Source organism: Pseudomonas sp. KB_12, from assembly GCF_052114545.1.
Taxonomy (GTDB): Bacteria; Pseudomonadota; Gammaproteobacteria; order Pseudomonadales; family Pseudomonadaceae; genus Aquipseudomonas; species Aquipseudomonas brassicacearum.
The window spans coordinates 78027-93361 of record NZ_JBFREY010000002.1 but is presented as its reverse complement, the minus strand read 5'-3'; the positions used below and the strand labels follow the sequence as shown (position 1 = coordinate 93361).

At 62.4% G+C, this 15335-nt stretch carries 9 protein-coding genes; 5 read left to right on the top strand and 4 right to left on the bottom strand.

All coding sequences use genetic code 11. The features are described 5' to 3' along the window. Positions 1-12 precede the first annotated feature (12 nt). Positions 13-777: a GntR family transcriptional regulator gene (locus AB4Z20_RS01555; protein WP_003183531.1), complete on the top strand. Its 765-nt coding sequence runs from the start codon at positions 13-15 to the stop codon at positions 775-777. 122 nt (positions 778-899) lie between these two features. Here the strand turns inward: AB4Z20_RS01555 and guaD are convergent, their stop codons facing one another. From guaD to xdhA, 4 genes are all read right to left on the bottom strand, one after another. Continuing rightward, complete coding sequence (gene guaD, locus AB4Z20_RS01550; protein WP_442089184.1) at positions 900-2204, bottom strand: guanine deaminase; 1305 nt, start codon at positions 2202-2204, stop codon at positions 900-902. A 19-nt stretch (positions 2205-2223) separates the two neighbouring features. Further along, on the bottom strand, positions 2224-3066 hold the full coding sequence (xdhC, locus tag AB4Z20_RS01545; protein WP_253472821.1) for a xanthine dehydrogenase accessory protein XdhC: 843 nt from the start codon (positions 3064-3066) through the stop codon (positions 2224-2226). 126 nt (positions 3067-3192) lie between these two features. Further along, positions 3193-5592: a xanthine dehydrogenase molybdopterin binding subunit gene (xdhB, locus tag AB4Z20_RS01540; protein ID WP_442089183.1), complete on the bottom strand. Its 2400-nt coding sequence runs from the start codon at positions 5590-5592 to the stop codon at positions 3193-3195. Next, on the bottom strand, positions 5585-7039 hold the full coding sequence (gene xdhA / locus AB4Z20_RS01535) for a xanthine dehydrogenase small subunit (protein ID WP_442089182.1): 1455 nt from the start codon (positions 7037-7039) through the stop codon (positions 5585-5587). The genes xdhB and xdhA overlap by 8 nt, the downstream gene beginning before the upstream one ends. 383 nt (positions 7040-7422) lie before the next feature. Between xdhA and AB4Z20_RS01530 the strand changes: the two genes are divergently transcribed. The 4 genes from AB4Z20_RS01530 (at position 7423) to ligA (ending at position 15230) form a co-directional block, all read left to right on the top strand. Then, positions 7423-8082: a GntR family transcriptional regulator gene (locus AB4Z20_RS01530; RefSeq protein WP_253472830.1), complete on the top strand. Its 660-nt coding sequence runs from the start codon at positions 7423-7425 to the stop codon at positions 8080-8082. Between the two features lie 2 nt (positions 8083-8084). Beyond that, entirely contained in the window at positions 8085-11573 is a 3489-nt protein-coding gene (gene smc / locus AB4Z20_RS01525) for a chromosome segregation protein SMC (protein ID WP_253472833.1), read from the top strand. 258 nt (positions 11574-11831) lie between these two features. Further along, positions 11832-12677 (top strand): cell division protein ZipA, encoded by an 846-nt coding sequence (zipA, locus tag AB4Z20_RS01520; RefSeq protein ID WP_442089181.1) that lies wholly within the window; start codon positions 11832-11834, stop codon positions 12675-12677. 195 nt (positions 12678-12872) lie between these two features. Beyond that, positions 12873-15230, top strand: a complete 2358-nt coding sequence (gene ligA / locus AB4Z20_RS01515; RefSeq protein ID WP_442089180.1) for an NAD-dependent DNA ligase LigA — start codon at positions 12873-12875, stop codon at positions 15228-15230. Positions 15231-15335 lie beyond the last annotated feature (105 nt).

Here is a 15335-nt window from a genome sequence, read left to right as displayed (position 1 = left end):
ACTCGAGTGCCCATGAACGAACAGTTGCAACCCCTCAAGAAACAACCGCGAGCCGGTAAAGCCGGCCGCAGCGGAACCCAGGACGATATTGTCTATGCGCATATCTTCGAGGCCATCCTCGAACAACGCCTGGCGCCCGGTACCAAGTTGAGCGAAGAGGCACTGGGGGAGATTTTCGGGGTCAGCCGCACGATCATTCGTCGGGCGCTGTCACGCCTGGCCCACGAAGGCGTGGTGTTGCTGCGGCCCAACCGCGGTGCCGTGGTGGCGAGCCCGAGTGTCGAAGAGGCTCGCCAGGTGTTCATGGCCCGGCGCCTGGTGGAAAGGGCGATCACCGAATTGGCGGTGCAGCATGCCACGGCCGAACAATTGGCTGAGCTGCGGCAGATGGTCAGCGACGAGCGCGACAGTTTCTCCCGCGGTGACCGCGGCGCCGGCATCCGTTTGTCGGGCGAGTTCCACCTCAAGCTGGCCGAAGCGGCGAAGAACGCCCCGCTGATCAGTTTCCAGCGCAGCCTGGTGTCCCAGACGTCGCTGATCATCGCCCAGTACGAAAGCGGCAACCGTTCCCACTGTTCCTATGACGAACACACCCAGTTGATCGACGCCATCGAGGCGCGCGACGCGACGCTGGCAGTGGACCTGATGATGCATCACATGGACCACATCGACAGCAAGCTCAACCTCGACGAGGAAAGCGCGTCGGATGACTTGCATGCGGTGTTCTCGCACCTGCTGCAGAGCAAGAAGCCTGGGCGGTCGACCGCTAAGCTCTGAGGGTTGAATCAGTCATACCGCCAATCGCGAGCAAGCTCGCTCCCACAGTGGATTTGTGTCGTTCACATAACCTTTGTGGGAGCGAGCTTGCTCGCGATGGCGATTCAACAGGCAATAAAAATCTACCGCTGATGCACCAACTTACCGGCCGCATACGTCTGCGCCACCGTCCGGTCATCCCCCAGCGTCATCAACACGAACAACCGCTCGGCAATGTCCTTGGCCTGCTTGAGGCGATAGCCCAGCAGCGGCGTGGCGTTGTAGTCCAGCACCAGGAAGTCCGCATCGGAACCCGGTTGCAACGTCCCGATTTTGTCCTCCAAACGCAGGGCCCGGGCGCCGCCGAGGGTGGCCAGGTACAGCGACTTGAACGGGCTCAGCCGCGCGCCCTGCAACTGCATGACCTTGTAGGCTTCGTTCAGGGTTTGCAGCAGCGAAAAACTGGTGCCGCCACCCACGTCGGTACCCAATCCCACGTGCACTTTATGCCTCTCAGCCATCGGCAGGTTGAACAGGCCGCTGCCGAGAAAAAAGTTCGAGGTCGGGCAGAAGGCGATGGCCGAGCCGGTCTCTGCCAGGCGTGCACATTCGTCGTCGCACAAATGCACGCCATGGGCGAACACTGAGCGCTCGCCGAGCAACTGGTAGTGATCGTAGACGTCCAGGTAACCCTTGCGCTCCGGGAACAGCTCTTTGACCCACTGCACTTCCTGCAGGTTTTCACTGATGTGGGTCTGCATGTACAAGTCTGGGTATTCCCCCAGCAACTGGCCGGCCAGGGCCAGTTGTTCCGGGGTGCTGGTGGGGGCGAAGCGTGGGGTCACGGCGTAGTGCAGGCGGCCCTTGCCGTGCCAGCGCTCGATCAGCGCCTTGCTCTCGGTGTAGCTGGATTCGGCAGTGTCGATCAGGTAGTCCGGGGCGTTGCGGTCCATCATCACTTTGCCGGCGATCATCCGCAGATCGAGCTTCTGGGCCACTTCAAAAAACGAATTCACCGATTGCGGGTGCACGCTGCCGAACACCAGCGCGGTGGTGGTGCCGTTGCGCAGCAATTCCTTGACGAAAATATCAGCCACGGCATCGGCGTGGGCCTTGTCGGCGAACTGGCTTTCGCAGGGGAAGGTGTAGGTGTTGAGCCAGTCCAGCAATTGCTCGCCATAGGCGCCGACCATGCCGGTCTGCGGCAGGTGGATGTGGGTGTCGATCAAACCAGGGGTGATCAGCGCGTCCGGGTAATGAGTGACTTCGATGTCCGCTGCCAGGGTCGGCAGCAGGTCGCGGGCGTGGCCGATGGCGCTGATCTGGCCGTTTTCCACCACCAGCAAGCCGTCCTCGAAATATTCATAGGACGCCTCGATACCGACTTCAGCTGGGTCGGCGAGGCTGTGGAGCAGGGCGGCGCGGTAGGCTTTGCGTGTCAGGGGCATGGGCATTCTCAACGAGTGTTCAACGGTTCGCCTGGCTGCGGCGCGAGGCCGGCAGCAGCTTGGCAATCGGTTCGGCGCGGGCGGTCTGCTGGCCGAAATCGGCGTTATAGGTGGCGATGATTTCGCCGGCGATGGAGATGGCGATTTCCACAGGCAACTTGCCTTTGACTTCGCCGATACCCATCGGGCAACGCATGCGCTGCAAGGTGCTGCTGTCAAAACCACGATCACGCAGGCGATGCTCGAACTTGACCCGTTTGGTCTTCGAGCCGATCAGGCCGAAGTAGGCAAAGTCGTTGCGCTTGAGGATCGCGGCGCTCAGTTCCAGGTCGAGCTGATGGTTGTGGGTCATGACGATGCAGTAGCTGCCGACGGGCAATTCGTCGACTTCATCCAGTGGTTCTTCGGTGACGATCTTGCGCACGCCATGGGGCAGCTGTTCGGGGAATTCCGCCTCCCGCGAGTCGATCCAGCGCACCTTGCAGGGCAGGCTCGCCAGCAGCGGCACCAGGGCGCGGCCGACGTGGCCGGCGCCGAACACGGCGATCTGCGCCTGGACCTGGCCCATGGGTTCGAACAGCAGCACGGTGACGCCGCCGCAGCACTGGCCCAGGCTCGCACCGAGGCTGAAGCGCTCCAGATGGGTGTTCTGCTGGCCGCTGGCGAGCATGTGCCGGGCGATTTCCATGGCCTTGTATTCCAGGTGCCCGCCACCAATGGTGTCGAACGTCTGGCTGGCGCTGATGACCATCTTCGAACCGGCGTTACGCGGGGTGGAGCCGAGCTCTTCGATGATCGTCACCAGCACGCAGGGTTCGCCGCGGGTTTGCAGGTCGGCGAGGGCGCTGATCCAGTTGTACATATTCACCTCGACATCTCTTTGTCTGTTCCGGCCTCATCGCGAGCAAGCTCGCTCCCACATGGGATCTCCAGGGTTAACAAAATCCCTGTGGGAGCCGAGCTTGCTCGCGATAGCCGCGCCGCGGTCCTAGAGCGAAGCCACTTCGGCTTCAGCTTCCTCAACCTTGACTGCCTTCAACCCACGCATCTGCTCACACCCCCACAATACCCGCTCCGGCGTTGCCGGGGCGTCGATGTTCGGTTGGTGCTGGTAATCCCCCAGGCTCGCCACGGCGTCCTTGATGGCGCACCACGCGGCGATGCCGAGCATGAACGGCGGCTCCCCCACGGCCTTGGAGTGGAACACCGTGTCTTCGGGGTTCTTGCGGTTTTCCACCAGCTTGACCCGCAGGTCCAGCGGCATGTCGGCCACGGCGGGGATCTTGTAGCTGGCCGGGCCGCAGGTCTCTAGCTTGCCCTTGTCGTTCCACACCAGTTCTTCCATGGTCAGCCAACCCATGCCCTGGATGAAACCACCCTCGACCTGGCCGATGTCGATGGCCGGGTTCAGCGAGGCGCCGACGTCGTGGAGGATGTCAGTGCGCAGCATCTTGTACTCGCCGGTGAGGGTGTCGACGATTACCTCGGCACAGGCCGCGCCATAGGCGTAGTAGTAGAACGGTCGGCCTCGGGCCTGGCTGCGGTCGTAGTAGATTTTCGGGGTCTTGTAGAAGCCGGTGCTCGACAGCGAGACCTGGGCGAAATAGGCCTGCTGCACCAGCGCCTCGAAGCTCAGGATGTGATCGCGCACCCGCACATGGCCGTTGTGGAATTCCACATCTTCTTCGCTGACCTTGTACTGTCGCGCGGCGAATTCCACCAGGCGCCGCTTGATGGTTTCGGCGGCGTTCTGCGCGGCCTTGCCGTTCAGGTCGGCACCGCTGGAGGCGGCGGTGGGCGAAGTGTTCGGCACCTTGTCGGTGTTGGTCGCAGTGATTTGCACGCGGTCCATTTCCACCTGGAACACCTCGGCCACCACTTGCGCGACCTTGGTGTTCAAGCCTTGGCCCATTTCGGTGCCGCCATGGTTCAGGTGGATGCTGCCGTCGGTGTAGACGTGGATCAAGGCGCCGGCCTGGTTGAGGAAACTGGCGGTAAAGGAAATGCCGAATTTCACCGGGGTCAGCGCCAGGCCCTTTTTCAGGATCGGGCTATTGGCGTTGTAGCGACGGATCGCTTCTCGGCGCTCGGCGTACTGGCTGCTGTCTTCAAGTTCGGCGGTCATTTCCTCGAGCATGTTGTGCTCGACGGTCTGGTAGTAGTGGGTGACGTTGCGTTCGGTCTTGCCGTAATAGTTGGCCTTGCGCACCGCCAGCGGATCGAGCCCCAGGTGCCGGGCGATGGCATCCATCACCTCTTCGATGGCGACCATGCCTTGTGGTCCACCGAAACCACGGTAGGCGGTGTTCGACGCGGTGTTGGTCTTGCAGCGGTGGCCGTTGATGGTCGCATCGCCCAGGTAGTAGGCGTTGTCGGCATGGAACATCGCCCGGTCGACGATCGAGGCCGACAGGTCCGGCGAGCAACCGCAGTTGCCGGCCAGTTCCAGGGCGATGCCGTGCAGGCGCCCGCAGCTGTCGAAGCCGACGTCGTATTCGATGTAGAAGGGATGGCGCTTGCCGGTCATCAGCATGTCTTCGACACGGGGCAGGCGCATTTTGGTCGGCTGCCCGGTGAGGTGTGCGATGACGGCGCACAGGCACGCCGGGCTGGCGGCCTGGGTTTCCTTGCCGCCAAAGCCACCGCCCATGCGGCGCATGTCCACCACGACTTTGTTCATCGACACGCCCAGCACTTCGGCGACCAGTTTTTGCACTTCGGTGGGGTTCTGGGTCGAGCAGTAGACGAGCATGCCGCCGTCTTCGGTGGGCATCACCGAGGAAATCTGGGTTTCCAGGTAAAAGTGCTCCTGGCCGCCGATGTGCAGCGAGCCCTGGATGCGATGCTCGGCGCTCGCCAGTGCCGTGGCCGAATCGCCGCGCTGGTGGGTGTGGCTGTCGAGCACGAAGTGCCGCTTGCGCAGGGCCTCGACCACGTCCAGCACCGGTTCCAGGTCTTCGTATTCAATGATTGCGGCCATCGCTGCCTTGCGCGCGGTGTCCAGGTCCTTGGCGGCGACGGCCAGCACCGGTTGGCCGACGAACTGCACGTCATCGATGGCCAGCAACGGATCGCCGGGCAACAGCGGGCCGATGTCCTTCAGGCCGGGGATGTCTTGGTGGGTAATGGCGATGCGCACGCCTTCGAAGGCGTAGCAGGGCGTGGTATCGATGCGAATGATCCGGGCGTGGGCGCGGTCCGACAGCCGGGCATAGACGTGCAACTGGTTCGGAAATTCCAGGCGGTCATCGATGTACTGGGCCTCGCCGGACACATGCTTGGCGGCGCTATCGTGCTTGACGCTGCGGCCCACGCCGGTGGTCAGGTCGCGGGCGAACAGTTCGGCGAGTTCGGCTTGGGTCTTCTCTACGGTGTGATGGTTAGACATAAGCGGTCACCCGAGTCTCGATGTGCGGCGTTTGCAGTTCGATGAAGTATTTGCGCAACAGGTTGCGGGCACTGAGCAGGCGGTATTCCTTGCTGGCGCGGAAGTCCGACAGCGGCGTGAAATCCTCGGCCAGGGCGGCGCAGGCGCGTTCGAGGGTGCTGTCGGTCCACGGCGCACCGATCAATACCGCTTCGCAATGCTTGGCGCGTTTTGGGGTCGCGGCCATGCCGCCGAAAGCCACGCGGGCGTCGCGGACCATGCCGTTGTCGATGCGCAGGTTGAAGGCCGCGCATACGGCGGAAATGTCGTCGTCCAGGCGCTTGGAGACCTTGTAGGCGCGGAACGCCTGTTCGGCGCTGGCCCGCGGCACGATGATCTTTTCGATGAATTCGCTTTCCTGGCGGGCGGTGACCCGGTAGTCGATGAAATAGTCTTCCAAGGCCAGGGTGCGGCGGGTCTGGCCCTTGCACAGCACGATCTGCGCGCCGAGGGCGATCAGCAGGGGCGGCGAGTCGCCAATCGGTGAGGCGTTGCCGATGTTGCCGCCGAGGGTGCCCTGGTTGCGGATCTGCAGCGAGGCGAAGCGCTGCAGCAGTTCGCCAAAGTCCGGGTACTCGGCTTTCAGGGCTTCGTAGCAATCGGAGAGGGCGGCGGCGGCGCCGATCTCCAGGCGATCGTCGAAGCGTTCGATACGCTTGAGTTCGGCGACGTTGCCCACGTAGATCATCACCGGCAGGGTGCGGTGAAACTGCGTGACTTCCAGGGCCAGGTCCGTGCCGCCGGCCAGCAGACGTGCCTGGGGATAGGCGTCGTAAAGATCGGCCAGGTCGGCGACGGTCAGTGGCACCAGGCAGCGTTTGTCGCCACTGTTGAGCTCACCGGTCTCGGTCGGCGCAATGGCTTTGAGGCGGGCGATAGTCTCGGCCTCACGGGCATCGAACTGGTCGGGTTGTTTGCCACAGCAGGCCTGCTCGGCGGCGGCCAGGATCGGCCGGTAGCCGGTGCAACGGCAGAGATTGCCGGCCAGGGCTTCGTGGGCTTTATGGGCGTCGGGTTGTTCGCTGTTCTTTTGCAGGGCGAACAGCGACATGACGAAGCCTGGTGTGCAAAAGCCGCATTGCGAGCCGTGGCAATCGACCATCGCCTGCTGGACGCTGTGCAGTTGGCCCTGGTGCTTGAGGTCTTCGACGCTGATCAGTTGCTTGCCGTGCAGGGACGAGACGAAGGTCAGGCATGCATTGAGGCTGCGATAGCGAATGCGTTCACGGCCATCGGCGTCCGTTTCCAATTCGCCTACCACCACAGTGCACGCGCCACAGTCGCCACTGGCGCAGCCTTCTTTGGTGCCTGGTTTACCAACGTGTTCGCGCAAATAGTTGAGCACGGTCAGGTTCGGGTCCAGGGCGTGCTCGCTACGGAGTTCCTGGTTGAGTAAAAACTGGATCACGGAAGGCCTCGCAGACTCATTATTGTTGTATCGACGTGGGCCTGAATTTATCAGGTCTGACTTTTCGGTCAACGATTTTCTGACTTAAAGGTCAAGAAAAGCCATTTGGTCGATGAACAACGATCGATGGACACTGTAGAACCCTGTGGGAGCCGAGCTTGCTCGCGATGACGGCGGTACATCCAGTATGGATGCAAGCTGATATACCGCTATCGCGAGCAAGCTCGCTCCCACAGGTTCTTCCACAGGTTCTGTTTCAGCAGGAACGCTCAAACTTTTTTTGCTTGAATCGTGCCAAAAACCCGGTACAGGCCCTGCGCCATGACGTATCGAGTGCGCTACACTGCGCCGCTTGTGCAAATCGAAGAGTTTGAAGGACAACCATGACGTTCAAGGCCCCGGACAGCCTCGCCGAGCAAATCGCCCATCACCTCGCCGAACGCATCATTCGCGGCGAAATGAAACCGGGAGAGCGCATCCAGGAGCAGAAGGTCACGCTGGCGCTCAACGTCAGCCGCGGCTCGGTCCGCGAGGCCTTGCTGATCCTGGAGCGACGCCACTTGATCGCGATCCTGCCGCGCCGCGGCGCCCACGTCACCGAACTTACCGAGCACAAGGTGCGCAGCCTCTGCACGTTGATGAGCGAGCTGTACATCCTGCTGGGCAACGCCGTGGCCCATGGCTGGAAAGAGCAAGTCGACATGGCACCGTTCGTGGCGATCCAGCAGCGTCTCAACGAGGCCTACGCGCGCCAGGACATCCGCACCTTCGTCGATGAAAGCTTCAGTGTGATGCGCGCCGCCTATCCCTTTGCCAATAACCCGTACTTGCAGGAAACCGTCGAGAACCTGCAACCGGCCATGAGCCGTGCCTATTTCCTGGCCCTGGACCAGCGCAAGGCGGAAATGAGCGAGTTCCTCGACCTGTTCCAGCGCCTGCTCGCCGCCGTGCTGGCCCGTGATTTGCCGCAGATCCGCATCGTGCTCACGGCCTACGCCCAGCGCAGTTGCGACCTGGTGGTCTCTGCCCTGACGAAGGCCTGAACGTGCGGCTCAAGTGCATCAAGTTGGCGGGGTTCAAATCATTCGTCGACCCGACCACGGTGAACTTCCCCAGTAACATGGCGGCGGTGGTCGGGCCCAATGGTTGCGGCAAGTCGAACATCATCGACGCCGTACGCTGGGTGATGGGCGAAAGTTCGGCCAAGAACCTGCGCGGCGAGTCGATGACCGACGTCATCTTCAACGGCTCCACCAGCCGCAAGCCGGTGAGCCAGGCCAGCATCGAGCTGGTGTTCGATAATTCCGACGGCACCCTGGTGGGTGAGTACGCGGCCTATGCGGAAATCTCCATTCGTCGCAAAGTGACCCGCGACAGCCAGAACAGCTATTTCCTCAACGGCACCAAGTGCCGGCGTCGCGACATCACCGATATCTTCCTCGGCACCGGCCTGGGCCCGCGCAGCTACTCGATCATCGAACAGGGCATGATCTCCAAGCTGATCGAGGCCAAGCCCGAAGACCTGCGCAACTTCATTGAAGAAGCCGCCGGTATTTCCAAATACAAGGAGCGGCGGCGCGAGACCGAAAATCGCATTCGTCGCACCCACGAGAACCTCGCGCGGTTGACCGACCTGCGCGAAGAACTCGAACGCCAACTCGAGCGTTTGCACCGTCAGGCCGAGGCCGCGAAGAAGTACCAGGAATACAAGGGCGAGGAGCGCCAGCTCAAGGCCCAGCTTTCGGCCCTGCGCTGGCAGGCGCTGAACGAGCAGGTCGGCCAGCGTGAGGCGATCATCGGCAACCAGGAAGTCAGCTTCGAAGCCCTGGTAGCCGAACAACGCAACGCCGACGCCGCCATCGAACGCCTGCGCGACGGTCACCATGACCTGTCCGAGCGCTTCAATCTGGTGCAGGGGCGCTTCTATTCCGTGGGGGGCGACATCGCCCGGGTCGAGCAGAGCATCCAGCATGGTCAGCAACGGCTGCGGCAGTTGCAGGATGACTTGAAGGAAGCCGAGCGGGCGCGCCTGGAAACCGAGTCGCACCTGGGCCACGACCGTACGCTGCTGCTGACCCTTGGCGAAGAACTGGACCGGCTCACGCCAGAGCAGGAAATCACCAGCGCCGCCGCCGAAGAGGCCGCCGCGGCCCTGGAAGAAGCCGAGCTGACCATGCACGGCTGGCAAGAGCAGTGGGACAGTTTTAACCTGACCTCGGCCGAGCCGCGGCGCCAGGCTGAAGTCCAGCAGTCGCGCATCCAGCAGTTGGAAACCAGCATGGAGCGCCTGGCCGAACGTCAGCGCCGTCTGTCCGAAGAGCGCACCTTGCTCGCGGCGGATCCGGAAGACGCGGCGATTCTGGACCTGAGCGAGCAACTGGCGGCCAGCGAAGCCACCCTCGAAGACTTGCAGGCCAGCGAAGACGCCCAGGTCGAACGGCTTGAGCAACTGCGCCAGGCCTTGCAACTGGCCTTGCAGAACCAGCAGCAGGGCCAGGGCGAATTGCAGCGGCTCAATGGGCGTTTGGCTTCGCTGGAAGCCTTGCAGCAAGCCGCGCTGGACCCAGGCACCGGCACCGCCGAATGGCTGCGCGACCAGCATCTGGCCGAGCGTCCGCGACTGGCCGAGGGCCTGAAGGTCGATGCCGGTTGGGAGCTGGCGGTGGAAACCGTGCTGGGTGCCGACCTGCAAGCAGTACTGGTGGATGACTTCGGCGGCTTCGACCTGTCGGGTTTCACCCAGGGCGATCTGCGCCTGCTCAGCCCGGCTGGCGACGGCGTACGAATCCCCGGCAGCATGCTGGACAAGGTCGAGGCCCAGGTCGACCTGTCGCCCTGGCTCGGGCAGGTCAAGCCGGTGGACAGCCTTGAACAGGCCTTGGCTCAGCGTGGGCAGTTGGCGGCCGGCGAAAGCCTGATCAGTCGTGACGGCTATTGGGTTGGCCGGCATTTCCTGCGGGTGCGCCGGGCCAGCGAAGCCGAGAGCGGCATGCTCGCCCGTGGCCAGGAAATCCAGCGCCTGGGCGCCGAGCGCGAGGAGCGCGAGGCCAGCGTCGAAGCCCTGGAAACCGAATTGCAGAACCTGCGGGCGCAACAGCGTCAGCAGGAGAACGGCCGCGAACACCTGCGGCGGCTGTTGCAGGATGAAGCGCGCCAGCAAGGCGAGCTCAAGGCGCAGTTGTCGGCCGGCAAGGCCAAGGTCGAGCAGCTGGCGTTGCGCCGCACCCGCCTTGAAGAAGAAATCGCCGAACTGGGCGAGCAGCGGGCGTTGGAGCACGAACAGATCGGCGAGGCGCGTTTGCAGCTGCAAGACGCCCTCGATGCCATGGCGCTGGACACCGAGCAGCGTGAACTGCTGCTGGCCCAGCGTGACAGTCTGCGCGAGCGCCTGGACCGGGTGCGCCAGGAAGCACGCCAGCACAAGGACCATGCCCATCAGTTGGCGGTGCGCCTGGGCTCGCTCAAGGCCCAGCACGATTCCACGCGCCAGGCGTTGGAGCGGCTGGAAATGCAGTCCGAACGCCTGACCGAAAAACGCGAGCAGTTGAGCCTCAATCTGGAGGAGGGCGAAGCGCCGCTGGAAGAGCTGCGTCTCAAGCTCGAAGAATTACTCGACAAGCGCATGAGCGTCGACGAGGAGCTCAAGACGGCGCAGATCGCCCTGGAGGACGCCGACCGCGAACTGCGCGACGCCGAAAAGCGCCGTAGCCAGGCCGAGCAGCAATCGCAACTGATTCGCGGCCAGATGGAACAGCAGCGCATGGAGTGGCAAGCCCTGACGGTGCGGCGCAAAGCCTTGCAGGACCAATTGCTCGAAGATGGCTACGACCTCGACGGCGTGCTCGCCACCTTGGTGGCCGGGGCGAACGAGAAGGACGCCGAGGAGGAGCTGGAACGCATTGCCCAGCGTATCCAGCGCCTGGGGGCAATCAACCTGGCGGCCATTGACGAGTACCAGCAGCAGTCCGAGCGCAAGCGCTACCTGGACGCCCAGAACGACGATCTGGTGGAAGCGCTGGAGACCCTGGAAAACGTCATTCGCAAGATCGACAAGGAAACCCGCAACCGCTTCAAGGATACCTTTGATCAGATCAACGGCGGTTTGCAGGCACTTTTTCCAAAAGTTTTCGGTGGCGGCAGCGCTTACTTGGAACTGACGGGCGAAGATCTACTCGATACAGGGGTGACAATCATGGCGCGTCCTCCTGGCAAGAAGAACAGCACCATCCATTTGCTCTCCGGGGGCGAAAAGGCGCTGACCGCGCTGGCCCTGGTCTTTGCCATCTTCAAATTGAACCCGGCGCCGTTCTGCATGCTCGACGAAGTCGACGCACCACTGGACGACGCCAACGTAGGCCGTTACGCACGGCTGGTGAAGGAGATGTCTGAAACGGTGCAATTCATCTACATCACCCACAACAAGATCGCCATGGAAATGGCCGATCAGTTGATGGGTGTGACCATGCATGAGCCGGGCTGTTCGCGGCTGGTGGCGGTGGATGTGGAGGAGGCCATGGCCATGGTGGATGCCTGAAGAACGGGTTGCAGGGCTTCTACTTGGAGCGCTATAGGTATTTTTTACCCTTGGGCCTGTTGTTCAAATCACAGTTTGGGCACAAGCCTGTGCGACAGACGGTGTAAAGTTATCTTTGGTCGTGCTAGTTTAATGTCAATTTTTCGTATGCGTGGGCAAAAGGCCATTCAGAACATAGAGTTGGCGCCACGTTTTAAAGCGGTTTGCAAATAGCTAAGCCCCTTATTTTTCAGCATTTTTATAGAGGCACGGGATTACATGGAAATCGGTCTGCGCGAGTGGCTGATCGTCATCGGCATCATTGTCATTGCCGGTATTCTTTTCGACGGCTGGCGCCGCATGCGCGGCGGCAAGGGGAAGCTGAAGTTTCGCCTGGACCGCAGCCTGTCGAACCTGCCCGATGAGGACGACAGCGCCGAGCTGCTGGGCCCGCCCCGGGTGCTGGACACCCACAAGGAGCCGCAGCTGGACGAACACGACTTGCCGTCGATGAGCGCGCCTGCCCGTGAGCCACGGGAATCGGGTTCCAAGCGCGGCAAGCGCAACAGCGAGCCATCCCAGGGTGATTTGAACCTGAACCTCGACCTGGATGGTGGTCCGAGCTTCAGCAGTCGCGACAGCGACTTCCCGGACGAGAACAAAGCCTCGAGCGCCGACAAGGATCAGGCCCAGGCTGAAGAAGTGCTGGTGATCAGCGTGATCTGCCGCGACCCGGCCGGCTTCAAGGGCCCGGCGTTGCTGCAGAACATCCTGGAAAGCGGCCTGCGTTTCGGCGAAATGGACATTTTCCATCGTCACGAGAGCATGGCCGGCAACGGCGAGGTGCTGTTCTCCATGGCCAACGCCGTCAAGCCTGGCGTGTTCGACCTGGACGACATCGATCATTTCAGCACGCCGGCGGTGAGTTTCTTCCTCGGCCTGCCGGGCCCACGTCATCCCAAGCAAGCCTTCGACGTGATGGTGGCCGCGGCGCGCAAGCTGTCCCAGGAGCTCAATGGTGAACTCAAGGATGACCAGCGCAGCGTGCTGACTGCCCAGACCATCGAGCACTACCGCCAGCGCATCGTCGAATTCGAGCGCCGGGCGCTGACCCAGAAGCGCTGAGGCCAAAGATCGCTGGCTTGTAGGAGCTGACGAGTGCAACGAGGCTGCGATCTTTCCACTGACGATTGGGTCGTGAGCGAAAGATCAAAAGATCGCAGCCTCGTTGCACTCGTCAGCTCCTACAGCGCCTGCATGCGATCGAAGTATTGAGAATGAGCAGCTTAGGCTGCTCTTTTGCTTTATGAGAGAACACCCATGAACGCCGTTGAAACCCGCATCCAAAAGCTGCGTACCGAGCTGGATCAGCACAACTACCGCTACCACGTCCTCGACGAGCCGAGCATCCCGGACGCCGAGTACGACCGCTTGTTCCACGAGCTCAAGGCCCTGGAAGAGCAACACCCGGAATTGGTGACCAGTGATTCCCCGACCCAGCGCGTCGGCAGCGTGGCGCTGTCGGCGTTCAGCCAGGTGCGTCACGAGATCCCGATGCTCAGCCTGGGCAACGCCTTCGACGAAACCACCATGCGCGAATTCGACCGGCGGGTGACTGAAGGCCTCGATCTGCCCATGGGCGATTTGCTGGGCGGTGGCGCGGCGGTGGAATACAGCTGCGAGCCGAAGCTCGATGGCCTGGCGGTCAGCCTGTTGTATCAGGACGGCATGCTGGTGCGCGGAGCCACGCGCGGTGATGGCACCACGGGCGAGGACATCAGCGTCAACGTGCGTACCGTGCGCAATATCCCTCTCAAGCTGCAGGGCAGCGGCTGGCCGCCAGTGTTGGAAGTGCGCGGTGAGGTGTACATGTCCAAGGCTGGCTTCGAGCGCCTCAACGCTACGCAACTGGAAGCGGGTGGCAAGACCTTCGCCAACCCGCGCAACGCGGCGGCGGGGAGCCTGCGCCAGCTGGACTCCAAGATCACCGCCAACCGCCCGCTGGAATTCTGCTGCTACGGTATCGGCCAGGTGACCGCGGACATTGCCGATACCCATATTGGCAATCTCAAGCAGCTCAAGGCCTGGGGCCTGCCCATCAGCCGTGAATTGAAGCTGGCCCAAGGTATTGACGAATGCCTGGATTACTACCGCGACATCGGCGAGCGGCGCAACGCGTTGCCTTATGAGATCGACGGGGTGGTGTTCAAGGTCAACAGCATCGCCTCTCAGCGCGAGCTCGGTTTCCGCGCCCGGGAGCCACGCTGGGCCATCGCTCATAAATTCCCGGCCTCTGAAGAACTCACCGAGTTGCTGGACGTCGAGTTCCAGGTCGGCCGCACCGGTGCTGTCACGCCCGTGGCGCGCCTCAAGCCGGTCAAGGTCGCTGGCGTGACCGTGGCCAACGCCACCTTGCACAACATGGACGAAGTGGCGCGTCTGGGCCTGATGATCGGCGACACCGTGATCATCCGTCGTGCCGGTGACGTGATCCCGCAAGTGGTGCAAGTGATCACCGAGCGCCGCCCGGACGATGCCCGCCCCGTGGAGATCCCCCAGCAGTGCCCGGTATGTGGTTCCCATGTCGAGCGCACGCAACTGATCAAGCGCAGCAAGGGCCGTGAAACCATCAGCGAAGGCGCGGTGTACCGCTGCGTCGGTCGCCTGGCCTGTGGCGCGCAGCTCAAGCAGGCGATCATTCACTTCGTCTCGCGTCGGGCCATGGACATCGAGGGCCTGGGCGAGAAGAGCGTCGAGCAACTGGTGGACGAGGGCCTGGTGGGTTCGCCTGCCGATCTGTATGCCCTGACCTTCGAGCAGGTGGTCGACCTGGAGGGTTTCGCCGAACTGTCGAGCAAGAACCTGCTGGCAGCCATTGTCGACAGCAAGAAGCCGAGCCTGGCGCGTTTCATCTACGCCCTCGGTATCCCGGACGTGGGTGAGGAAACCGCCAAGGTCTTGGCTCGCTCTCTTGGTTCGCTGGAGCGTGTGCAGGCGGCTTTGCCCCAGGTGCTCACCTACTTGCCCGACGTCGGCCTGGAAGTGGCCCACGAGATCCACAGCTTCTTCGAGGACCCACACAACCGCCAGGTGATCAAGGACCTGCTGCGCCACGGTCTCGAGATCCAGGACCAAGGCGAGTTGGGCGCCGAGTTCTCCGCCAGCACGACCCTGGGCGGCTTTCTCGACAAGCTGAACATCCCCTCGGTCGGGCCGGGCGGGGCGCAGAAACTGGCAGGCAAGTTCGGTTCGCTCGAAGCGGTGATGAATGCCGACTGGCTGGACATGCGCCAGGCGTTGCCGGAAAAGCAGGCCAACGCCGTGCGCGAGTTCTTCGCCATTGCCACCAACCGTCAGCAGGCCGAGGCAGCGGAACAACAGTTGCGCGACTTTGGCATGCATTGGCAAAGCGAGAAGAAGGTCGTCGAAGGCTTGCCCGAGGCGGGGCATACCTGGGTGCTGACCGGTTCGCTGGAGTTGATGAGTCGCGACGTCGCCAAGGACAAGCTGGAGAGCCTGGGGGCGAAGGTCGCCGGTTCCGTGTCGGCGAAAACCCACTGCGTGGTGGCGGGGCCGGGGGCGGGCTCGAAATTGACCAAGGCCAACGAGCTGGGGCTCAAGGTGCTGGATGAACAAGCCTTTGTCGATTTCCTGACAGGACATGGCATTGCGTTCTGAGTTTTGTGGCGAGGGAGCTTGCTCCCGCTGGGCTCTGTAGGAGCTGGCGAAGCCTGCGATCTTTTGATCTTGATCTTTCGCTCACGACTCAATGGGCAGTGGAAA

Bases quoted from the DNA above. Each gene is read 5' to 3' on its own strand.
- AB4Z20_RS01555 (WP_003183531.1), top strand. From the start codon at position 13: ATGAACGAACAGTTGCAACCCCTCAAGAAACAACCGCGAGCCGGTAAA.
- guaD (WP_442089184.1), bottom strand. From the start codon at position 2,204: ATGCCCCTGACACGCAAAGCCTACCGCGCCGCCCTGCTCCACAGCCTC.
- xdhC (WP_253472821.1), bottom strand. From the start codon at position 3,066: ATGTACAACTGGATCAGCGCCCTCGCCGACCTGCAAACCCGCGGCGAA.
- xdhB (WP_442089183.1), bottom strand. From the start codon at position 5,592: ATGTCTAACCATCACACCGTAGAGAAGACCCAAGCCGAACTCGCCGAA.
- AB4Z20_RS01530 (WP_253472830.1), top strand. From the start codon at position 7,423: ATGACGTTCAAGGCCCCGGACAGCCTCGCCGAGCAAATCGCCCATCAC.
- zipA (WP_442089181.1), top strand. From the start codon at position 11,832: ATGGAAATCGGTCTGCGCGAGTGGCTGATCGTCATCGGCATCATTGTC.
- ligA (WP_442089180.1), top strand. From the start codon at position 12,873: ATGAACGCCGTTGAAACCCGCATCCAAAAGCTGCGTACCGAGCTGGAT.